This is a genomic window from Butyrivibrio sp. AD3002, from assembly GCF_000420905.1.
Lineage (GTDB): Bacteria > Bacillota > Clostridia > Lachnospirales > Lachnospiraceae > Butyrivibrio.
This window is the reverse complement of sequence record NZ_ATVV01000002.1, coordinates 133,159-154,419: the sequence shown is the minus strand read 5'-3', so window position 1 is coordinate 154,419 and position 21,261 is coordinate 133,159. Positions and strand designations below refer to the sequence as shown.

Sequence of the window (21,261 nt, the reverse complement as noted above, 5' to 3'; positions counted from 1 at the left end):
AAAAACGTAATGATAAATTTGCAAAAACGCATAACACGCGTTCCTTACGGAAAGAGAGGGAGATATGGCTGAAGACAAGTTGAGAGAAGCAGCTTTAAAGCCGATTGCGACTATCAAGAAACCGGTAATTGCTGCAGAAAAGAAGGATGAAGTAAAGCCTGCTGAGGCAGAGGCACCTAAGGCTGAGGAGAAGAAGGCTACAGCAGCTAAGAAGCCCGCAGCAAAGAAGGCAGCAGCTAAGAAGCCCGCAGCAAAGAAGGCTACAGCAACTAAGACAGCAGCTAAGAAGACTGAGACCAAGGCAGCTGATAAGAAGGAAGAGAAGAAGCCCGCAGCAAAGAAGCCTGCAGCAAAGAAGGCAGCACCTGCTAAAAAGGCTACAGCAACCAAGGCAGCAGCCAAGAAGACTGAGACTAAGGCAGCAGCTAAGCCCGCAGCTAAGAAGCCTGCAGCAAAGAAGGCTACAGCAGCTAAGAAGCCCGCAGCAAAGAAGACAACAGCTGCAAAGGCTCCTGCAACAAAGACAAATATCGTTCTTCAGTATGCTGATAAGAGCGTTACATATGACACCTTTATCGAGAATGCCAAGAATGTATGGCAGTATGATATGGGAAGAAAAGTTTCCGAGATCAAGACTCTTGAGCTTTATGTAAAGCCCGAAGAGGAAAGAGTATACTTCGTTGTTAACGGCGAGGTTCATGCTGATTTTGGGATGTGATAAACAAGGATGGAAGGTCCCGGCCTGGCAAGCTTGCTTGCTGCAGGCCGGGACTTTATCACATATATGTAGATTATTCGTCCCCAGGGAGAAATCCTTGGGGTTTTTTATTGACATTAATAATTTATAGTGGTAATTTATTCTCAGAAGATGTTAGCACTCAATGACGTTGAGTGCTAACACATCAAAAAGGAGGTTTGTGATGCAACTGGATGACAGAAAAAAGAAAATACTGCATGCAATTGTTCGCAATTACCTCGAGACAGGCGAGCCAGTGGGCAGTAGGACGATTTCCAAGTACACGGATCTTAATCTCAGTTCGGCTACCATCAGAAACGAGATGGCGGATCTTGAGGAGATGGGACTTATATTGCAGCCTCATACTTCCGCGGGACGTATTCCGTCAGATCAGGGCTACAGAGTTTATGTAGATGAGATGCTCGCTGAGAAGGAACAGGAAGTTGAGAACATGAAGGAGATGCTTCTTGATAAAGAAGAGAAGCTTGAGAAGCTCCTTAAGCAGGTTGCTAAGACCCTGGCGGTTGATACCAACTACGCTTCAATGATCTCAGCACCCATGATCAGAAGGAATAAGCTGAAATTCGTACAGCTTTCCAGAGTGGATGAGGAACACATTCTTACCACTATAGTAATAGAAGGAAACGTAATTAAGAACCGAATGGTTGAGGTGGAGCAGGAGCTTTCCGAAGCGGATATGCTTAAGCTCAATATCCTGCTTAATACCAGACTTGCAGGACTTTCCATAGAGGACATTAACCTCGGACTTATAACTGCGATGAAGCAGGAGGCGGGTATCCACAGCGAGATAATCGACAAGATACTCGATACAGCCGGAGATGCCATTACGGAGGATGAGGACCTTCAGATTTACACCAGCGGTGCGAACAACATTTTCAGATATCCCGAGCTTGCTGATAAGGAGAGAGCAAGTGACCTCATAACCACTTTTGAGGATAAGAGCGATCTTACAAGTATCGTTGAGAATGCGCTTCAGTCCTCCTCAGAGGAGACAGGTATACAGGTTTACATCGGTAATGAGTCTCCGGTTCAGTCCATGAAGGATTGCAGCGTTGTAACAGCGACCTACGATCTCGGAGAGGGCATGAGAGGAACGGTAGGAGTTATCGGACCTAAGCGAATGGATTACGACAAAGTTGTCGGAGCACTTAAGAATATGATGAGAGCTCTGGATGATTTATATAAAAAAGAATAGAACCATAAGGAGTATTTAAGTGAGTAAGGAAGTTAAGAAGGATACAAATACAGTGTCCGGTAAGAAAACTGCAAAGGAACTTCAGCAGGAAGTTGCCGAGAAGGCTAAAAAGGTAGCTGATGCAGCAAACAAGGTTGCCGAGGCCGCAGAGGAAGAGGCTGCCGAAGCTGTAGCAGAGGCCGCTGAGAACGTAGAAGGTGCCGAGAACACTGAAAACGCCGAGGGTGAGAAGAAAGGTCTTTTCGGTAAAAAAGAAAAGAAGAACCCTTACAAAGAAAAGTTCGAAGAGATGCAGGATAAATACATGCGCCAGCTTGCTGAGTTTGAGAACTTCAGAACAAGAACCGACAGAGAAAAGGCGCAGATGTTCAACCAGGGAGCATCCAGTGTACTTGAGAAAATTCTCCCTGTTGTAGATAACTTCGAAAGAGGACTTGCTGCTGTCCCTGAAGAAGAGAAGAATTCCGCTTTTGCAGACGGAATGAATATGATATACAAGCAGCTTATGAAGCAGATTGAGGATCTTGGTGTAACTCCCATCGAAGCCGTTGGAAAGGAATTTGATCCTAATTTCCACAACGCTGTAATGCAGGTTGAGAGCGAAGATGTCGAGGAAGGATTCGTGGCACAGGAGCTTCAGAAGGGTTATATGTATCACGACACAGTGCTCAGACACAGCATGGTTGCCGTTGCGAAGTAATATATAGAACAATTTTACAAGAAATGCCACCTCAAATAAGCCTTCTCCCTTGGGAGAAGGTGGCACGAAGTGCCGGATGAGGGGTCTTGAAATTAAACGGAGGAAAATAAAATGAGTAAGATCATAGGTATCGATTTAGGAACAACCAACAGCTGCGTAGCTGTTATGGAAGGTGGTCAGCCCACCGTTATCGCTAACGCTGAGGGTGCAAGAACAACACCTTCAATTGTAGCTTTCACAAAGAATGGCGAGCGTCTCGTAGGTGAGCCCGCTAAGCGTCAGGCAGTAACAAACGCTGAGAACACAATCTCATCAATCAAGAGAGATATGGGTACAGACAACGGCCGCACAATCGACGGCAAGAAGTATTCTCCTCAGCAGATTTCAGCTATGATCCTTCAGAAGCTGAAGGCAGACGCAGAACAGTATCTCGGCGAAAAAGTAACAGAGGCAGTAATCACAGTTCCCGCATACTTCAATGACGCACAGCGTCAGGCTACAAAGGATGCAGGTAAGATTGCAGGTCTTGAAGTAAAGCGTATTATCAACGAGCCTACAGCAGCAGCTCTTGCTTACGGTCTTGATAACGAAAAAGAGCAGAAGATCATGGTATACGACCTTGGTGGTGGTACCTTCGACGTATCAATCATCGATATAGGTGACGGTGTTATCGAAGTTCTTTCAACAAACGGTGACACACACCTCGGTGGTGACGACTTTGACCAGAAGATCATTGACTGGATGGTATCTGAGTTCAAGGCTAAGGAAGGCGTAGACCTTTCAAGCGATAAGATGGCTATGCAGAGACTTAAGGAAGCAGCTGAGAAGGCTAAGAAGGAACTTTCTTCTTCTACAACAACCAACATCAACCTTCCTTTCATTACAGCTACAGCAGAAGGCCCCAAGCACTTTGATATGGATCTCACAAGAGCTAAGTTCGAGGAGCTTATCCACGACCTCGTAGAGAGAAGTGCTATTCCGGTACAGAACGCTATGAAGGATGCAGGCCTTAACTATTCAGACCTTGGAAAAGTTCTCCTTGTAGGTGGTTCAACACGTGTTCCCTGCGTAGTTGAGAAGGTTAAGCAGCTCACAGGACATGAGCCTTCAAAGAACCTTAATCCCGATGAGTGCGTAGCAGTAGGTGCAGGTATCCAGGGTGGTAAGCTTGCAGGCGATACAGGTGCAGGCGATATCCTTCTTCTTGATGTAACACCTCTTTCACTTTCAATCGAGACAATGGGTGGTGTTGCTACAAGACTTATCGAGCGTAACACAACTATTCCTACAAAGAAGAGCCAGGTATTCTCAACTGCAGCTGATAACCAGACAGCCGTTGATATCAACGTTCTTCAGGGTGAGAGACAGTTCGCTAAGGACAACAAGTCACTCGGACAGTTCCGTCTTGATGGAATCCCTCCGGCAATGAGAGGTGTTCCGCAGATCGAGGTTACATTTGATATCGATGCAAACGGTATCGTTAACGTATCCGCTAAGGATCTTGGAACAGGTAAAGAGCAGCACATCACAATCACAGCTGGCTCCAACATGTCTGACGAAGATATCGATAAGGCTATCAAGGAAGCTGCTGAGTACGAAGCTCAGGATAAGAAGCGTAAGGAAGGCATTGACGCTAGAAACGAAGCTGATTCCTTCGTATTCCAGACAGAGAAGGCTATCCAGGAAGTTGGCGACAAGATCGATCCTTCTCAGAAGCAGACTGTAGAGGATGACCTCAAGGCTCTCAAGGATACTCTTGAGCAGACTAAGGATCGTGAGCTTACAGACAGCGAGATCGACACAATCAAGAGCCAGAAGGAGAAACTCATGACTGATGCTCAGGCTCTCTTCGCTAAGGTTTATGAGAGTGCTCAGGGCGCAGCAGGTGCTCAGGGTGCAGGCCCTGACATGAGCGGCATGGGCGGCTCAGCTCAGAGCTCAGATGCAGGTAATGCAGACGACGTAGTTGACGGCGACTACAGAGAGGTTTAATCCGTTTTATAAAACTTTAATAATATAAATATTGCTAATGCCCAATACATCAGATAAGATGTATTGGGCAATTAGCGTAAATTAGGAGAGACACATGGCAGATCAGAAGCGCGATTATTACGAGGTCCTTGGAGTTAGCAAGGGAGCCAGTGATGATGAAATAAAAAAAGCATACCGTGTGCTTGCAAAGAAGTACCATCCGGATATGAACCCCGGAGATGCAGCTGCAGCAGACAAGTTCAAGGAGGCATCCGAGGCGTATGCGGTTTTGAGCGATCCTGAGAAGAGACGTCAGTATGATCAGTTCGGTCACGCTGCATTTGAGGGCGGTGCCGGCGGATATGGCGGATTCGACTTCGGTGGAGCAGACTTTGGCGATATATTCGGTGATATATTCGGAGATTTCTTCGGAGGCGGCAGAAGGAGCCAGGGTGCGAGGAGCGGCCCCGCAAAGGGAGCAAATATTCGTGCCAGCGTTCGTATAACCTTTGAGGAAGCAGTTTTCGGATGTGAGAAGGAACTGGAACTTAGACTTAAGGATCCCTGCCCGACCTGTAAGGGAACCGGTGCTAAGCCGGGAACAACAGCTCAGATGTGTCCCAAGTGCGGTGGTAAAGGTCAGGTTGTATTCACACAGCAGTCCTTCTTCGGCACAGTCAGAAATGTTCAGACATGTCCCGACTGTAACGGGAGCGGTAAGGTAATTAAGGATAAGTGTACCGATTGCGGCGGAACAGGATATGTTGCAAGCAACAAGAGAATTCAGGTTTCAATCCCCGCAGGTATTGATAACGGACAGAGCGTTCGTATCCGTGAAAAGGGTGAGCCCGGCAGAAACGGTGGACCCAGAGGAGATCTTCTTGTAGAAGTTATCGTACAGGATCATCCTATTTTCCAGAGACAGGATTATGATATTTTCTCAACAGTTCCTATGTCTTATGCAATAGCTGCACTCGGCGGAACGGTTGCTATTGATACCGTTGACGGTAAGGTGCTCTATGATGTTAAGGCAGGTACTCAGACAGATACGAGAGTAAGACTTCGCGGAAAGGGTGTTCCGACACTCAGGAACAAGGATGTAAGAGGTGACCATTATGTTACTCTTGTAGTTCAGGTTCCGGATAAGCTTTCCAAGGAAGCGAAGGAGCTCCTTAAGCAGTTTGATGAGAAGACCGGAGACAGCTTGCATGCTGCCGACAGCATTTCCGGAGATAAGGATGGAAATGATGATGGCGGTAAGAAAAAGGGCGGATTTTTCGGTAAGAAGAAATAAAACATAATTACAGAGCGGGGAGTACAAGCTCCCCGCTATTTCTGTTATTGTACTTATATATACTTTTCCTGAAAATAGATTAGAAAAACGGAGTAAAACTATGAAGTGGATGCGTTTTAGAATCAGAACAAACGAAGAGTCAGAGGATATCATTGTCAGCAGTATGATGGATATCGGTCTTGAAGGTGCGCAGATAGAGGATAATGCCCCTCTCACAGCTGCCGACAAGGAGCAGATGTTTACGGATGATCTTCAGGATGCGGATGATGAGGAGACAGGTGTTGACAGCTGCGCGGTAATAGCTCCGGGTGAGGAGGGTGTTGCATATCTGAACTTTTTTCTCGAAGTCGACGACGACAATATGCTGACCGTCCACGAGTATGATGATAACGGTGAAGAGGTTGAAATAAAGAAGACTCCCGATCAGATAAAGCAGGAGATTAGGGGAGTTCTCGATGAGCTTTCAAGCTTTTCCGATATAGGCGACGGAACGATTTCCGTTGATGTAACTGAGGATATCGACTGGATCAATAACTGGAAGCAGTACTTCCATAAGTTCCTGGTGGATGACGTTCTGGTAATTCCTTCCTGGGAGACTCCCGACGAGGAGGATAAGAAAAAAGCGAACATCACACTTCATATTGATCCCGGAACCGCGTTTGGTACAGGAATGCACGAGACCACTCAGCTTTGCATAAGGGCTCTTAGGAAATACATGACTCCCGGAGCAGAGGTGCTCGACATCGGAACCGGAAGCGGCGTGCTTTCCATTCTTGCGATGAAATTCGGAGCAGGACACTGCGTCGGAACAGACCTTGATCCCTGCTCAGAGCCGGCAGTTGACGACAACAAGAAGAACAATGACATCGCAGATAAGGATTTTGACCTTATAATCGGAAACATTATAGATGATGAGAAGGTTCAGGAAGAGGTTGGCAAGGAGAAGTATGACATCGTCGTAGCCAATATCCTTCCCTACGTTCTTGTTCCGCTCACACCCATCGTTCCCGGCCTTCTGAAAACCGGCGGCATTTACATTACCTCCGGAATCATTGAAGCCAAGGAAGATGTTATCAGAAAGGCTCACGAGGACGCCGGCCTTGATATTATCGAGGTCTGCAAGCAGGGCGAGTGGGTCAGCGTAATTTCCAAGAAGAATTGAGGGGCCTATGTACCATTTTTTTGCAAGCAGCACCCAACTTATAGACAACCAAAAAAGAATAGTAATCACAGGCGATGACTACAACCACATGGTTAACGTCCTTAGGATGAAACCGGGCGAGGAATTCTCGGTAAGCCTGATGGATGAGGACACCGCCGATCAGAAGGAATACAGATTCGGCATTGAATCGATCTCCGACACCGAACTTATCGGGGAACTGCGCTTCATTAAGGAATCCGGCGCAGAGCTTCCATCAAAGATATACCTGTTCCAGGGACTTCCCAAGGCGGACAAGATGGAACTCATAATCCAGAAGGCCGTGGAGCTCGGAGCTTTTGAGATAATTCCGGTTTCCATGAAAAGAAGCGTTGTGAAGCTCGATGAAAAGCGTGCAGCGAATAAAATTAAGAGGTGGAATGCCATATCGGAAGCCGCGGCGAAGCAAAGTAAGCGCGGAGTTATACCCGGGGTAAAAGCGCCCATGACCTTCAAGGAAGCGGTTAAATATGCGGAGAGTCTTGATGTGAAGCTCCTTCCCTACGAGATGGCAGAGGGTATGGAGTACACCAGGGAAGTTATTGATTCGATAGAGCCCGGGCAGAGCATCGGAATATTCGTCGGACCTGAGGGCGGCTTTGCCGATGAAGAGATAAGCTATGCCGGAGAGGCAGGTTTTAAGACCATCACCATGGGCAAGCGTATTTTGCGCACAGAAACCGCAGGCTTTACAATGCTCGCATGGTTAATGTATAATCTTGAAGTTTGAATACAATGCTATGCCTTCTCCCAGGGAGAAGGTGTCAGCGAAGCTGACGGATGAGGGGAATGAAAGGCAAACAATGGAAATATATTTAGATAATTCCGCCACTACGCGCGTTTATGACGACGTGGCAAAGCTGACTCTCCAAATGATGACCGAGGATTACGGTAATCCTTCCAGCATGCATCACAAGGGAGTTGTGGCAGAACAATTTGTAAAGGAAGCAACAGAGAAAATTGCAAAGACTCTCAAGGCGAAGCCGAAGGAAATACTTTTCACTTCAGGCGGCACAGAGTCCGATAATACAGCCATAATCGGCGGAGCGATGGCTCATCACAGAGAGGGAAAGCACCTCATCACCACAAGCGTTGAGCATCCGGCGATTCTGAACTCCATGAAATATCTTGAGGATCAGGGCTTTGAGGTGACTTACCTTGGCGTCAATGAGAAGGGCGTCATAGACCTTGATGAGCTCAAGAACGCAATCAGAGAGGACACCATCCTTGTCTCAATCATGGCGGTCAACAATGAGCTTGGCTCAGTGATGCCTCTTGAGGAAGCAGGAAAAATCATTCATGCGGCTAATCCCAAGATTCTATTCCATGTGGACGCCGTTCAGGGATACGGGAAACAGATGATTATTCCCAAGAACCTCGGAATAGATATGATGTCCGTCAGCGGTCATAAGATACACGGTCCCAAGGGCATCGGCTTTTTATATGTAAGAGACGGAGTGCGAATTATTCCCATAAGCTACGGCGGCGGCCAGCAGGGCGGCATGCGCTCGGGCACTTTGAACGTTCCCGGAATTGTCGGACTTGGCAGAGCAGCGCAGGAGATTTACGAGGGCTTTGATGAAAAAATAGAGACTCTCTATGCTCGCAAAAAGCAGCTGATTGCAGGCCTTACAGGGGCTCTTCAGGATATAAGGATTAACGGACTTGATACTTCGGAAAAGAGTATCTACGATTTTTCAGAAGATGAGCTGACAGAAGCTATAGGAAAGACAGCTCCGCATATCATCAGCGTGTCTGTTAAAGGCGTGAGGGCAGAGGTGTTGCTCCATGCCCTGGAGGATAAGGAGATTTACGTATCAGCGGGAAGCGCCTGCTCGTCAAGTCACCCTTCAGTATCCGGTACCTTAAAGGCTATCGGGATTTCCAAGGATTTCTACGGAAGCACCGTCAGAATCAGCATGTCGGAACTTACGACTAAGGAAGAGATTGATACCACAGTGAAAGCATTTGCCGAGATAGTGCCGATGCTCAGACAGTTTTCAAGGAGATAAACCATGCAGTACCATGCATTTATAATTAAGTACGCAGAGATAGGAATTAAGGGTAAGAACAGATACCTCTTCGAGGAGGCGCTGGTAAAACAGATGGAGCGCGTTCTTGAAAAGTGCGAGGGTGAGTTCAGCATTTTCAGGGTTTCCGGAAGAATTTACTTAAATGCGAAGGGCTTTGATTTCGATGAGACCGTGGCTGCTCTTCAGACAGTGTTCGGAATCACCGGAATTTGTCCCGCTGTATGCATTGAGAGGGACGGAGACGGAAAGCTTCCCGATATTAACGGCTTGTCAGCTGAGGTTATAAAGTTCCTTGACGGAGTTTATCCGGATAAAAACAAGACCTTCAAGATTAAGTGCAGACGAGTGGATAAGACTTATCCTCTTGATTCTATGGAGGCAGCAGCCGAGATCGGCGCGCAGGTACTTGATGCATTCCCGGAGATGAAGGTTGATGTCAGAGAGCCCGATATTCTCGTAAGTGTTGAGATCCGTGAGAAGGTTAACATCTACTCCGAGATCATTCCCGGTCCCGGCGGAATGCCGATAGGAACCAGCGGTAAGGCTTGCCTTCTTCTTTCAGGCGGTATCGATTCTCCTGTTGCGGGCTACATGATCGCAAAGCGCGGTGCCGAGATTGAGGCGGTTTATTTCAATGCTCCGCCTTATACAAGTGAGAGAGCAAAGCAGAAGGTTGTTGACCTTGCTAAGGTTATCGCGAGATTTACGGGGAAAGTCAGACTTCACGTTATCAACTTTACCGATATTCAGATGTATATCTATAAGCAGTGTCCGCACGATGAGCTTACTATCATCATGCGCAGATATATGATGAGAATTGCAGATACAATTGCAGCTCAGAATAAGTGCATGGGACTTGTAACCGGTGAGAGTATCGGACAGGTTGCATCACAGACTATGGAGAGCCTTATGGCGACCAACGAGGTTGTAACGGATATGCCTGTATACAGACCTTTGATCGCATTTGATAAGCAGGATATTGTTGATATTTCACTGAAAATTGATGCCTATGAGACTTCGATACTTCCTTACGAGGATTGCTGTACAATTTTCGTGGCAAAGCATCCCGTAACAAAGCCGAGGCTTGAGGTTATCAGGGCTCATGAGCACAGACTTGATGAGAAGATTGATGAACTGGTGCAGACTGCACTGGATACGGATGAGATTATTGTGTTGGAAGCCTGAAATCTAAAAAACCTGCGACGCTGTCGCAGGTTTCAGTAGATTTTAAAATTAGATCATGTAAGGCTTTAAGATTGAAAGCACTTCATCGGCGCCGTCTTCAGCATGGATGTTAAGATCAATCGGCTTGGAAAGATCAAGTGAGAAAATACCCATGATGGACTTTGCGTCAATTACATATCTACCGGATACAAGGTCGAAATCATAATCGAACTTTGTAATATCGTTTACAAAAGACTTAACCTTATCGATAGAATTTAAAGAAATTTTTACGGTTTTCATTGCGCAAATACCTCCTTCTTTTCTTCATGATAAACGGAAGGACGTTAAAAGTCAATGATATAATACGTCAAAATTAGCGGAGGTTTAATATGAAAAGTGTCGCCTTACACAGTCTCGGTTGTAAAGTAAACCGATATGAGACAGATGTTATGGGGCAAAAGTTACAAGAGAGCGGATACAATATTGTGGCATTTGATGAGAAGGCAGATGTGTATATCATCAATACCTGTTCTGTTACCTCTATCGCGGACCATAAGAGCAGACAGATGCTCCACAGGGCTAAGAGGAAGAATCCTGAGGCTGTGGTTGTGGCGTGCGGATGCTATGTTGAGACTGATAAAGAGGGTGTGAAGGCCGATGACAGCATCGATCTTATTGTCGGAAACAATAAGAAGGCAGAAATAGTCGGGATTTTAAGGGACTATTTTGATAAGAAAGAGGAACAGACCGGTCTTAAGGTGGATAAGCTTCTTGGCGGCGAGAGCATGACTGAGATTAACGATCCTGCGCAGGAATATGAGCGCATGGAATTAAAAAGCATGCCCGGGCACACAAGAGCCTATATCAAGATTCAGGATGGCTGTAACCAGTTCTGTAGCTACTGCATAATTCCTTATGCAAGAGGGCGCATCAGGAGCAGGGATGAGGCTGAGATTCTCTGCGAAGTAAGAAAGCTTGCGACAGATGGCTGTAGGGAGATAGTTCTCACCGGAATACATATCAGCTCCTATGGCCTTGATAAGGGAGAATCTGCGCTGCTTTCACTTTTACAAAAGCTCAATGATATAGAAGGTATCGACAGAATAAGACTTAGTTCCCTTGAACCCCGCATTATCACTGAGGAGATGGCGGAGGGTATGGCGGCACTTCCCAAGGTTTGTCCGCATTTCCACCTCTCACTTCAAAGCGGCAGCAATGACACCCTTAAGCGCATGAACAGACACTACAGCGCTGAGGAATATGCCGAGAGCGTACGTCTTTTGAGGAAGGTCTATGATAAACCTGCTATAACGACTGATATCATCGTGGGATTCCCCGGTGAAACAGAGGAGACCTTCGAGGAGAGCAGGAAGTTCGCAGAGGATATCGATTTTTATGAGATGCACGTGTTCAAATACTCTCCGAGAAAGGGCACAGTGGCTGCCAAGATGGAGGATCAGCTGACTGACAGGGAAAAGACCGCAAGAAGTAATGTTCTTCTCACAATGACGAAAGAGCAGTCAAAACGCTACAGAGAGAGCTTCATAGGAGCTACGGAGAAGGTGCTCTGGGAGGACTTTGAAACCATTGACGGCAAGGAATATCTGATAGGTCTAACCACTAGATACATCAGGATTGCGGTGCCGAAGGATAAAGCTGAGGAGCTCGGAATAAAGTCCGGAGATATAACGGAGCACACGTTTAATAGTTTCTTAAGAGACGATACATTGCTTATTTAGGCTTTATGCGTTATGATAAAATCAAGTATGTGCCGATATTGATGGAGAAAAAGGCGCAATTTTTAATATGTGAGGATAGCTATATGTCTGATACTAATCTTGGAAATACACAATTTTTTAAAGTAGATGTTGATCCTGAGACAGGGGTCAAGAAGGTTCTCTCCGTTGTATATGAGGCGCTTCTGGAGAAGGGGTACAATCCGGTAAACCAGATCGTCGGATATATCATGTCCGGAGATCCTACATATATTACGAGCCATATGGGCGCCAGAAGTCTTATTATGAAGGTTGAGCGTGATGAGCTTGTGGAAGAGATGCTCACGGAGTATATAAAGAATAATAACTGGTCCAGAAAATAATGCGAATAATGGGATTGGATTACGGATCAAGGACTGTGGGCGTTGCTCTTAGTGATGAGCTTTTGATGACGGCACAGGCCAAAGAGATTATCCGTAGAAAAGAAGAGAATAAGCTTCGTAAAACACTGGCTAGAATTGAGGAGCTGATTCAGGAGTACAAGGTTGAGCTTATAGTTTTGGGGTTGCCTTTGCACATGGATCAGTCTGAATCTGTGCGCTCAGGTTTATCCTTGGAGTTTAAGGAGAAGCTCGAGAGACGCACATCTCTTCCCGTGATCATGTGGGATGAGAGGCTTACTACTGTTGAAGCCGACGCTATAATGGACGAGGTTGGAATTAAAAAAGCAGACCGCAAGGAGTATGTGGATATGATCGCAGCTCAGATCATTTTGCAGGACTACCTTGATAACAGGGATAAAGAGGTAAAAGAGTAATAAATGGAAAAAATAACATTTCGTCCCGAAGGCGAGGAGCCGGTGGATTTTTTTGTTTTGGAACAGACTGTGATAGGTGCCAAATCCTACATTCTTGTGACTGATGTCGAGGATGGGGACGGCGAGGCGCTGATACTTCGTGATGATTCAGCTGAGGGTGAAACCGAGGCTAATTATACAATTGTAGATGATGACAGTGAGCTTGAAGCAGTTGCTGTTGTTTTCAGAAAACTTCTTGAAGAAGATGATATAGGACTCGATTGATCCGGGGATTTAATCCGTGAATCGCTTTATACCGGTAGTTCAGGACTGGGGAAAAGACCGGCAGGCTCAGATCATGGGATTATCTTTTCGGCCATCGAAACAATTTTGGAGGAAAACTGATTGAATAAAAAGAATACTAATAAATCCGCGTCAGGGCTTCAGGTTATACCGCTTGGAGGCCTTGAGCAGATTGGAATGAACATTACTGCCTTCAGATATGAGGACAGTATTATTGTAGTGGATTGCGGTTTGTCATTCCCCGATGATGATATGCTGGGAATCGACCTGGTAATCCCCGACATTACTTATCTTAAGAACAACATTGATAAAATTAAGGGCTTTGTGATAACTCACGGACATGAGGATCATATCGGTGCGCTTCCCTATGTACTTAAAGAGATAGGGGTTCCGATTTACGCCACAAGGCTGACAATGGGCATCATTGAGCATAAGCTTGAAGAGCACGGACTTTTAAAGAAGGTCAGAAGAAAGGTTGTTAAATTCGGACAGTCCATCAACCTTGGAGATTTCAGAGTTGAGTTTATTCGCACCAACCATTCGATTGTTGATGCGGCTGCACTTGCTATATATTCACCTGCAGGAATCGTGGTTCACACCGGTGACTTCAAGGTGGATTATACTCCTGTTTTCGGAGATCCCATTGATCTTCAGAGATTTGGGGAGATTGGTAAAAAGGGCGTTCTTGCACTTATGTGTGATTCCACCAATGCCGAGAGACCCGGATTTACGGCGTCTGAGAGAACCGTGGGTAAGACCTTCGATTCACTTTTTGAGGAGCATTCGGATTCGAGAATTATTGTCGCAACCTTTGCATCCAACGTTGACCGTGTTCAGCAGATCATAAATACTGCCTATAAATTCGGCAGGAAGGTTGTAGTCGAGGGCAGAAGTATGGTCAATATCATCGATATTGCCCAGAAGCTCGAATGCATCAAGATACCGGACAATACGCTGATTGAGATTGATCAGCTTAACAATTATCCCGATAACAAGACAGTTATTATCACAACGGGAAGCCAGGGTGAATCCATGGCTGCCCTTAGCCGTATGGCGAGCGGACAGCACAAGAAGATAAGCATCAGACCCGGCGATACGATCATCTTTTCATCACATCCGATTCCGGGTAATGAGAAGGCGGTTACAAATATCATAAACGACCTCCTTGTGAGAGGCGCTGATGTTATTTTCCAGGATGTTCATGTTTCCGGACATGCCTGCCAGGAGGATATAAAGCTTATCTACACACTTGTACATCCTAAGTACGCGATTCCCGTTCACGGTGAGTACAAACATCTGATAGCCCAGAAGAACATTGCGATGGGCCTCGGAATGGATAAGGATGATATTTTCATAATAAAGTCCGGAGATATTCTGGAGCTGACTGAGGAGAAGGCTAAGGTCGTTGGAAAAGTGCCTGTAGGAACTATTCTTGTTGACGGTCTCGGTGTCGGAGACGTTGGAAATGTGGTTCTCCGTGATAGACAAAGACTTGCAGAGGATGGTATTGTAATTGTTGTGTTCGGAATAGACAGAGAAAATGCGCAGCTCGTATCAGGGCCCAGCATTGTATCCAGGGGATTCGTATATGTTAGAGAGTCCGATCAGCTGATCGAGGATGCAACGGATCTTGTGCTTGATGAGGTCACCGAGGCGCTCGACAGAAATATTACAGACTGGAATAAGCTTAAGAACATAGTTAAAGATGTTTTATCAGATTTTATCTGGAAGAAGACAAAGAGAAGACCCATGATTCTTCCTATTATCATGGATTCTAACTACTAATGACAGAAAAGAGGAACTATGGACGCAAGGGGAATAGGACTTGGAATTCTTGATACTTTAGTCAAGGTTCTGCTTGTAATAGTTGCTGTGATGCTGATAAGTAAGTATGCATCTGAGGCCTATACATACGGATACAATATTTATAATCAGGTTCCGGCTTCTAAGTATGATACCAGAACAGTGTCGGTATCGATAACGGACAGCATGTCTGTGGGAGAGATAGCGGAGCTCCTTGAAAACAGGGGAATCATCAATAACAGTAAGCTGTTTTGGCTTCAGGAGAGATTTTCGGAGTATCACGGAATGATAGCACCCGGTACCTATGAACTCAGCCCGTCAATGACGCCGGATGAGATTATAGGGATAATGAGTGCATCTTCTATCGCAGAGAGCGAGGAGGATTCAGGTGATCAGTGATGAGAGAATAAGCACCTTCATCAATTCGCTTGATCAGGGCAATGCCCCTTTTCTTGATGAGCTTGAGAGAAAATCTCTTGCGGATGACGTGCCGATAATAAGGAAGGATACCCAGAGCCTTATAAGGTTCCTCCTTCAGATGAATCATCCGAAGAATATTCTCGAAGTCGGCTGTGCGGTGGGTTTCTCCGCACTTCTGATGGCGACCTATTCAGACGATGATACAAAGATAACCACAATAGAGAAGTTTGAAAAGCGCATACCTGTTGCTCATGCGAACTTCGATAAATATGATACAAACCATAAAATCACACTGCTTGAGGGGGATGCAGCCGATATTTTAGCGGATCTTTCCGGGCAGTATGATTTTATTTTTATGGACGCCGCAAAGGGTCAATATATCAACTTTTTGCCGGACTGCAAGAGACTCCTCGTAAAGGGAGGGCTCCTTTTGTCCGACAACGTGCTCCAGGACGGAGATGTGATGGAGTCGAGGTTCGCCGTAACCAGACGCAACCGCACAATCCACGAGAGAATGCGGGAGTACCTGTTTGCAATCAAGCACGATCCCGAGCTCCAAAGCGTTATTTTGAACGTAGGCGACGGCATGGCCATGTCGCTGAAACTGTGAGGTAATATATGAACAAACACAAACCAGAGCTGCTAATCCCTGCCAGCAGCCTTGAAGTATTAAAAACTGCAGTAATTTTCGGAGCTGATGCCGTATACATCGGCGGGAACTCCTTTGGTCTTCGCGCAAAGGCTAAAAACTTCAGCCACGACGATATGGCAGAGGGCATTAAGTTTGCCCATGAGCATGGAGTACATGTGCATGTCACAGCAAATATCCTTGCGCACAACGATGACCTTAAAGGGGCAGAGGAATATTTTCATGAATTAAAGGAGCTTGGACCTGACGCACTTATCATCGCAGATCCTGGCATGTTCATGATGGCAAGAAGAATCTGTCCGGAGATTGATATCCATGTATCAACTCAGGCAAATAACACAAACTACGAGACATACAAGTTCTGGGCTGACCAGGGTGCAAAGAGAGTAGTTGCCGCAAGAGAACTTTCACTTAAAGAGATCAAGGAGATTCGTGAAAATATCCCCGATGATCTTGAGATTGAGAGTTTTATCCACGGCGCAATGTGTATAAGCTATTCCGGTCGCTGCCTTTTATCAAACTATTTCACGGGCCGCGATGCCAACCACGGCGAGTGTACACATCCCTGCCGCTGGAAATATGCGGTGGTTGAGGAGACAAGACCGGGAGAATACCTTCCGGTATACGAGAACGAGAGAGGCTCCTTCATTTTCAATTCCAAGGATCTGTGCATGATTGAGCATATTCCGGAGCTTGTGGATGCGGGTGTCGACAGCTGCAAGATTGAGGGCCGCATGAAGACTGCTCTTTACGTTGCAACTGTTGCCAGAACCTACCGCAAGGCTATTGATGACTATTTTGAGTCCGAGGAGAAATACCGTGAGAACATGCCCTGGTATCTTGATGAGATTTCAAGATGTACCTACAGACAGTTCACCACAGGCTTCTATTTTGGCAAGCCCTCAGACGATGCTCAGATTTATGACGCAAATACTTATGTCAATGAGTATACCTACCTTGGTATCGTAGGTGAGGTAAATGAACGCGGTCTTGCTAAAATCGAGCAGAGAAACAAGTTCTGCGTGGGCGATACCATTGAGATCATGAAGCCCGACGGACGCGACATCGAGACCAAAGTCCTCGGCATCATTAACGAAGACGGCGATGAGATGGAGAGCTGCCCTCATCCCAAGCAGGTACTTTATATCAAGCTTGATCAGGAGACTGAGAAGTACGATATCCTGAGAGTACATACGGGCTCAAGCGAGAATATTTCCTGCTGATATTTTGATATATGGGAAGTAGAAAACTTTGAAGAAGTAATAAAAGAAGTAAAATAGAAATATAACTGGATATGAATCAAAGTTGCCGACTAATCTAAAGTCTAAATTTAGATTAGTCGGTGTTTTTGTGTTGGTGGGGCTGTATCCGTAGTATTTTAGCTAGGCGTGGCCAAAGGCTATAGTAAAAGTAAATAAAAAGCCGTTTTCACCATTTTGGTATACTTTTTCGGCGCTTTTCAGAACCTTTACAGAAGTGTTTGTAAATAAAAAGGCTTTTTAGGGACTTTGGTATCCATGAATTTACAAAACAGGGATACCAAAACGGGAAAATCGCCATTCTATTTACTTTTCCGGAGAAATAATCTGCAAAAAGGTCTCAAAATGTATACCAAAGTGGCATAAACGCTTTCTCATTTACAAATCGTGTAACGGGCTCGAAGAGGTACAATTTAACTATAATAGTCGGATGTAAAAATGTGTGTGGGTTAGTGAAAGTAGTAATAAGTAGTAATAAGATGTAATAGAAAACAAAACCTGTAATAAGTAGTAACAATAACATAATGAACACTTATAAACAAAAATAAATTAAATATTGATTTATAAAAACAAATGTGATACCATCTTGAATTGTTGAGAAGAACTTTAACAAAAGATGATTTCATTTGAGGGGCGAAAATCAATGCTTTTGATAGAACAGAACAGAGTAAGTGACTGTTTAGTTGTTTATATAATTAAATATTTTAATGGCTATTAAACGTCAGGCATATTATAACGCTGCAAGGATATTGGATCGGTGATGGATCTGAGTTCTTGCATTTGATTTGTGCCCGGCGTTTTTTGTTATGATTATGAGAAAGGAAAGGTTTTAAATGACAAGTAGTGTAAAAAAGGTAATTTTAGCTTTATCCATGATGGTTGCGGTCTTTGCCATAGTAGTGTTTGGAGGATTCTTTAGCTTGTCTGCATCGGCAACAGGGGATCTGTTGCCGGCAACATATGACAATAGATCTCACGCTTACTATAAGGTGGATTCACAGGGAAAATTATGGGTGTGGGGAGAGAATATAGATGCTTCCTCTCATGGGTTGATTTATGATATTCCTGAAGGAATTCGTGCAAACATTATTGAAGTAGATGTGACGGGATCATTCGAAAAATTTTATGCAGATTGTTTTGTACCGAATTCAAGGGTTGGTACTGCTAAATTTCATGACTGTGATATATCGAAAATCACAAATTTGTCTGGGGCATTTGATGGTGTTTGTGCGACAAATATTTATTTGGAAAATTTTGATACATCTAATGCGACAGATATGACTTATATGTTTAGGGGGTGCCAGGCTACTGCTATCCATTTTGGAAGAGGGTTTAATACATCTAGCGTGCAGAATATGATTTGTATGTTTCAAGACTGCCGTCATGTAAAAAATCTAGATATTACTTGCTTTGATACTTCTAACGTAGAAAATATGGCTTATATGTTTGAACATTGTGATGTATTAGAAAGCATAAAGCTGGGCTCGAACTTTAATACATCTAATGTAACGAGTATGGGGCACATGTTTGAGAACTGTAAAGCATTAACAAGTCTTGATGTAAGCCGTTTTGATACTTCTAATGTAGAAGACATGAATGCGATGTTTTGGCTTTGCTCATCGCTAACAGATATTGATGTAAGTGGATTTAATACATCAAAAGTAAAGTGGGCGGGTGGAATGTTTGCTTCGTGTGAACGACTCACAAGCATAGATGTAAGTCATTTTGATACTGCGAATATGGATGGTTTCACTTTTTATGGATGTTCATCCCTAAGAAGTGTTAATCTTAGTAATTGGATAATAAGCTATGTGAGCTTTCAAAACTGTGATTCACTTCAGGAGTTCTGGAGTCCCAAAATGCTTGGCAGAGCCATTTCCAAGGTGGAACTTGGTGGAAAGTTTTTCATGGATGACAACAACGATGGCAAGCCTGATGATGGTAAAATTATAGATTCAATCGAGCCTCAGACAGGTTCTCATCACTATGTCAGATATAATCCACAGGCGGGATCTTCTGGTTCGGCTCAAGATGATTCAGCAGAAGATACATCAGATGATATAAGCTATACTCAGACAAAATGGGAAATACCCGATATGCCGTCACTACAGGATGAAAATGTGAAAAATGCTTCAAATCCTTACGTGGGCAAAAAATTTGAGAATGGTGATTTTACATATTATATAAATGGTAATACCACTGTGACAATTTTGGGGACCAAGAATAAATCTATTAAAAAACTTAAAATTCCTAAAACAGTTGAGTATTTAGGAGATAAGTATACTGTGACAAGAATAGGTACTGGTGCGTTTAAGGATTTGAAATACCTTAAATCAGTAAAGATTCCTTCAACAATAGAAGAATTGGGTGAAAAAGCATTCTATCACTGCTACAGACTTAAGAAGATGACAATACAGGCCAATCCTTCATTGACTATTGGAACCAAGGCGGTTGATGAAGTGCATAAGAACTGCGTGATTAAGGTTAAAGGCCTGAAGAAAAACGAAAAGAAGACTCTTATAAAGAAAATCAAAAAACAAACCAACGCAAAAGTTAAGTAAATCAAAAAAGAACTTCGACAGAGATGCCGGAGTTCTTTTTATAATATCGGCCTTCTGTACATCGTTGACTTGATAACACTCATCGACTAAAATAAAATCAGACTTTAGATTAGTCGGGAGGCGTCTATGGCATATATTGAACGGGCTATTTCAAGTATCCTTAAGAAAAGAGCTTCTGAAAGCAAGTGTTTGCTGCTCACCGGAGCAAGGCAGGTTGGAAAATCGACGCTGCTTAAGCATCAGTTTGCGGATTATAACAGGGTGTCATTTGATGATAAGATGACCCGGATGCAGGCGAAAGAGGAACCTAAACTGTTTTTCTTAAACAATCCCAGACCGCTTTTTATAGATGAAGTGCAAAAAGAAAACAGTATCCTTGAGGATGTTAAGCTACTCATAGATGAATCCGAGGAGAGAGGACAGTTCATTTTTTCGGGTTCGCAGAAGCTGGAGCTGATGAAGGGAATGAGTGAATCATTGGCCGGCAGAGTTTCTGTTATGGAATTATCCGGGCTTTCGCTTCGTGAGATTAAGGGGGTTCATTTTAACAAGCATTTTGTCCCTACAGATGAATATCTGAAAGAAAGAGAGAAAGAACTTGCGGATTACGATGACATATGGGAGATAATCCATAAGGGCTCTTATCCTGAGTTGTACGATGTGGACAGGGATTGGCAGGACTACTATTCTTCATATGTTGATACGTATCTGGAGAGAGATATCAATGAACTTATAGCCGCTGACAGTATTACTTTTTTCAAGTTTTTGACGGCGGTTGCGGCCAGGACCGGGGAGATACTGAACTATGCCAATATTGCTTCGGATGTGGGAGTATCAGAGCCAACTATTAAAAACTGGATTTCCATTCTTGAAAGAACAGGCATTGTATTTTTACTGCAGCCTTATTCTTCAAGTGCATTATCGAGAGCGATTAAGACACCCAAAATCTACTTCAGGGATACAGGTCTTGCTTGCTATCTTACGCGCTGGCTGACGGCAGATGCCTTGAAGAACAGTGCTGTTACTGGAAATATGTTTGAGACTTTTGTTGTTTCCGAAATATTAAAGACGTATTCCAATGAGGGCATTGACTACAGATTCAGCATTTTTTATTACAGAGGCAAGGACAAAACAAGCAGCCGTGAAAATGAGATTGATCTGGTTATCGAAGAAAACGGAGTTCTTTATCCTGTTGAGATAAAAATGACCGGTAATCCCAAGGCAATCATGGGCGGAGCGAATGTCGTCCTTGATAAGATTCCTGATAAAAAGAGGGGATTGGGAGTAGTCCTCTGCCTGACAGATAAAAAGATGTATCTGAGGGAAAATCTTGTTGCGCTGCCAATTAGTTATATATGATATGGAAAAATGTGGGGGCTTTTTATTTGTGTAATTCAAACTAATATAGTACAATCATTGGCGAAATACTCTTGAATATTAAAA

General features: G+C 44.4%; 20 protein-coding genes. 19 read left to right on the top strand and 1 reads right to left on the bottom strand.

Features of this window, described 5'->3' with window-relative positions:
• The first annotated feature begins 64 nt into the window (after positions 1–64).
• From G596_RS25155 to thiI, 9 genes are all read left to right on the top strand, one after another.
• Positions 65–718, top strand: a complete 654-nt coding sequence (locus tag G596_RS25155) for a DUF6465 family protein (RefSeq protein ID WP_022760371.1) — start codon at positions 65–67, stop codon at positions 716–718.
• Positions 719–920: 202 nt separating this feature from the next.
• A complete protein-coding gene (gene hrcA / locus G596_RS0103080) occupies positions 921–1,952 on the top strand; it encodes a heat-inducible transcriptional repressor HrcA (protein WP_022760370.1) in 1,032 nt (343 codons plus the stop codon).
• Positions 1,953–1,971: 19 nt separating this feature from the next.
• Positions 1,972–2,652, top strand: a complete 681-nt coding sequence (gene grpE, locus G596_RS0103075; RefSeq protein ID WP_022760369.1) for a nucleotide exchange factor GrpE — start codon at positions 1,972–1,974, stop codon at positions 2,650–2,652.
• 111 nt (positions 2,653–2,763) lie between these two features.
• Complete coding sequence (gene dnaK / locus G596_RS0103070) at positions 2,764–4,644, top strand: molecular chaperone DnaK (RefSeq protein WP_022760368.1); 1,881 nt, start codon at positions 2,764–2,766, stop codon at positions 4,642–4,644.
• Between the two features lie 94 nt (positions 4,645–4,738).
• On the top strand, positions 4,739–5,917 hold the full coding sequence (gene dnaJ / locus G596_RS0103065) for a molecular chaperone DnaJ (protein WP_022760367.1): 1,179 nt from the start codon (positions 4,739–4,741) through the stop codon (positions 5,915–5,917).
• 100 nt (positions 5,918–6,017) lie between these two features.
• The gene (locus tag G596_RS0103060; RefSeq protein ID WP_022760366.1) at positions 6,018–7,079 is read left to right on the top strand and encodes a 50S ribosomal protein L11 methyltransferase; all 1,062 of its coding nucleotides are present in this window, start codon (positions 6,018–6,020) and stop codon (positions 7,077–7,079) included.
• A gap of 7 nt (positions 7,080–7,086) precedes the next feature.
• Positions 7,087–7,845: an RsmE family RNA methyltransferase gene (locus G596_RS0103055; protein ID WP_022760365.1), complete on the top strand. Its 759-nt coding sequence runs from the start codon at positions 7,087–7,089 to the stop codon at positions 7,843–7,845.
• A gap of 73 nt (positions 7,846–7,918) precedes the next feature.
• The gene (locus tag G596_RS0103050) at positions 7,919–9,127 is read left to right on the top strand and encodes a cysteine desulfurase family protein (protein WP_026671167.1); all 1,209 of its coding nucleotides are present in this window, start codon (positions 7,919–7,921) and stop codon (positions 9,125–9,127) included.
• Positions 9,128–9,130: 3 nt separating this feature from the next.
• Positions 9,131–10,333 (top strand): tRNA uracil 4-sulfurtransferase ThiI, encoded by a 1,203-nt coding sequence (gene thiI / locus G596_RS0103045; protein ID WP_022760363.1) that lies wholly within the window; start codon positions 9,131–9,133, stop codon positions 10,331–10,333.
• A 48-nt stretch (positions 10,334–10,381) separates the two neighbouring features.
• Here the strand turns inward: thiI and G596_RS0103040 are convergent, their stop codons facing one another.
• Positions 10,382–10,612 (bottom strand): HPr family phosphocarrier protein, encoded by a 231-nt coding sequence (locus G596_RS0103040; RefSeq protein WP_022760362.1) that lies wholly within the window; start codon positions 10,610–10,612, stop codon positions 10,382–10,384.
• Positions 10,613–10,701: 89 nt separating this feature from the next.
• Here G596_RS0103040 and mtaB point away from each other — a divergent pair, with 89 nt between their 5' ends.
• From mtaB to G596_RS0102990, 10 genes are all read left to right on the top strand, one after another.
• On the top strand, positions 10,702–12,051 hold the full coding sequence (gene mtaB / locus G596_RS0103035; protein ID WP_022760361.1) for a tRNA (N(6)-L-threonylcarbamoyladenosine(37)-C(2))-methylthiotransferase MtaB: 1,350 nt from the start codon (positions 10,702–10,704) through the stop codon (positions 12,049–12,051).
• An 83-nt stretch (positions 12,052–12,134) separates the two neighbouring features.
• The gene (locus G596_RS0103030) at positions 12,135–12,410 is read left to right on the top strand and encodes an IreB family regulatory phosphoprotein (protein WP_026498337.1); all 276 of its coding nucleotides are present in this window, start codon (positions 12,135–12,137) and stop codon (positions 12,408–12,410) included.
• On the top strand, positions 12,410–12,844 hold the full coding sequence (gene ruvX, locus G596_RS0103025; RefSeq protein ID WP_022760359.1) for a Holliday junction resolvase RuvX: 435 nt from the start codon (positions 12,410–12,412) through the stop codon (positions 12,842–12,844). The genes G596_RS0103030 and ruvX overlap by 1 nt, the downstream gene beginning before the upstream one ends.
• A 3-nt stretch (positions 12,845–12,847) precedes the next feature.
• Positions 12,848–13,108: a DUF1292 domain-containing protein gene (locus G596_RS0103020; protein WP_022760358.1), complete on the top strand. Its 261-nt coding sequence runs from the start codon at positions 12,848–12,850 to the stop codon at positions 13,106–13,108.
• A gap of 120 nt (positions 13,109–13,228) precedes the next feature.
• Complete coding sequence (locus G596_RS0103015; protein WP_022760357.1) at positions 13,229–14,911, top strand: ribonuclease J; 1,683 nt, start codon at positions 13,229–13,231, stop codon at positions 14,909–14,911.
• A gap of 18 nt (positions 14,912–14,929) precedes the next feature.
• Positions 14,930–15,328: an endolytic transglycosylase MltG gene (locus G596_RS20660; protein WP_022760356.1), complete on the top strand. Its 399-nt coding sequence runs from the start codon at positions 14,930–14,932 to the stop codon at positions 15,326–15,328.
• Entirely contained in the window at positions 15,318–15,959 is a 642-nt protein-coding gene (locus tag G596_RS0103005) for an O-methyltransferase (protein ID WP_022760355.1), read from the top strand. The genes G596_RS20660 and G596_RS0103005 overlap by 11 nt, the downstream gene beginning before the upstream one ends.
• 8 nt (positions 15,960–15,967) lie before the next feature.
• The gene (locus G596_RS0103000; RefSeq protein ID WP_022760354.1) at positions 15,968–17,221 is read left to right on the top strand and encodes a peptidase U32 family protein; all 1,254 of its coding nucleotides are present in this window, start codon (positions 15,968–15,970) and stop codon (positions 17,219–17,221) included.
• Between the two features lie 869 nt (positions 17,222–18,090).
• Positions 18,091–19,818 (top strand): BspA family leucine-rich repeat surface protein, encoded by a 1,728-nt coding sequence (locus tag G596_RS23400; RefSeq protein WP_022760353.1) that lies wholly within the window; start codon positions 18,091–18,093, stop codon positions 19,816–19,818.
• Between the two features lie 126 nt (positions 19,819–19,944).
• Positions 19,945–21,177 (top strand): ATP-binding protein, encoded by a 1,233-nt coding sequence (locus G596_RS0102990; RefSeq protein WP_022760352.1) that lies wholly within the window; start codon positions 19,945–19,947, stop codon positions 21,175–21,177.
• The last annotated feature ends 84 nt before the right edge of the window (positions 21,178–21,261 follow it).

Coding starts and splice junctions, on each gene's coding strand:
- G596_RS25155 (WP_022760371.1), top strand. CDS start 65: ATGGCTGAAGACAAGTTGAGAGAAGCAGCTTTAAAGCCGATTGCGACT.
- hrcA (WP_022760370.1), top strand. CDS start 921: ATGCAACTGGATGACAGAAAAAAGAAAATACTGCATGCAATTGTTCGC.
- dnaK (WP_022760368.1), top strand. CDS start 2,764: ATGAGTAAGATCATAGGTATCGATTTAGGAACAACCAACAGCTGCGTA.
- dnaJ (WP_022760367.1), top strand. CDS start 4,739: ATGGCAGATCAGAAGCGCGATTATTACGAGGTCCTTGGAGTTAGCAAG.
- G596_RS0103060 (WP_022760366.1), top strand. CDS start 6,018: ATGAAGTGGATGCGTTTTAGAATCAGAACAAACGAAGAGTCAGAGGAT.
- G596_RS0103055 (WP_022760365.1), top strand. CDS start 7,087: ATGTACCATTTTTTTGCAAGCAGCACCCAACTTATAGACAACCAAAAA.
- G596_RS0103050 (WP_026671167.1), top strand. CDS start 7,919: ATGGAAATATATTTAGATAATTCCGCCACTACGCGCGTTTATGACGAC.
- thiI (WP_022760363.1), top strand. CDS start 9,131: ATGCAGTACCATGCATTTATAATTAAGTACGCAGAGATAGGAATTAAG.
- G596_RS0103040 (WP_022760362.1), bottom strand. CDS start 10,612: ATGAAAACCGTAAAAATTTCTTTAAATTCTATCGATAAGGTTAAGTCT.
- mtaB (WP_022760361.1), top strand. CDS start 10,702: ATGAAAAGTGTCGCCTTACACAGTCTCGGTTGTAAAGTAAACCGATAT.
- G596_RS0103030 (WP_026498337.1), top strand. CDS start 12,135: ATGTCTGATACTAATCTTGGAAATACACAATTTTTTAAAGTAGATGTT.
- ruvX (WP_022760359.1), top strand. CDS start 12,410: ATGCGAATAATGGGATTGGATTACGGATCAAGGACTGTGGGCGTTGCT.
- G596_RS0103020 (WP_022760358.1), top strand. CDS start 12,848: ATGGAAAAAATAACATTTCGTCCCGAAGGCGAGGAGCCGGTGGATTTT.
- G596_RS20660 (WP_022760356.1), top strand. CDS start 14,930: ATGGACGCAAGGGGAATAGGACTTGGAATTCTTGATACTTTAGTCAAG.
- G596_RS0103000 (WP_022760354.1), top strand. CDS start 15,968: ATGAACAAACACAAACCAGAGCTGCTAATCCCTGCCAGCAGCCTTGAA.
- G596_RS23400 (WP_022760353.1), top strand. CDS start 18,091: ATGACAAGTAGTGTAAAAAAGGTAATTTTAGCTTTATCCATGATGGTT.
- G596_RS0102990 (WP_022760352.1), top strand. CDS start 19,945: ATGGCATATATTGAACGGGCTATTTCAAGTATCCTTAAGAAAAGAGCT.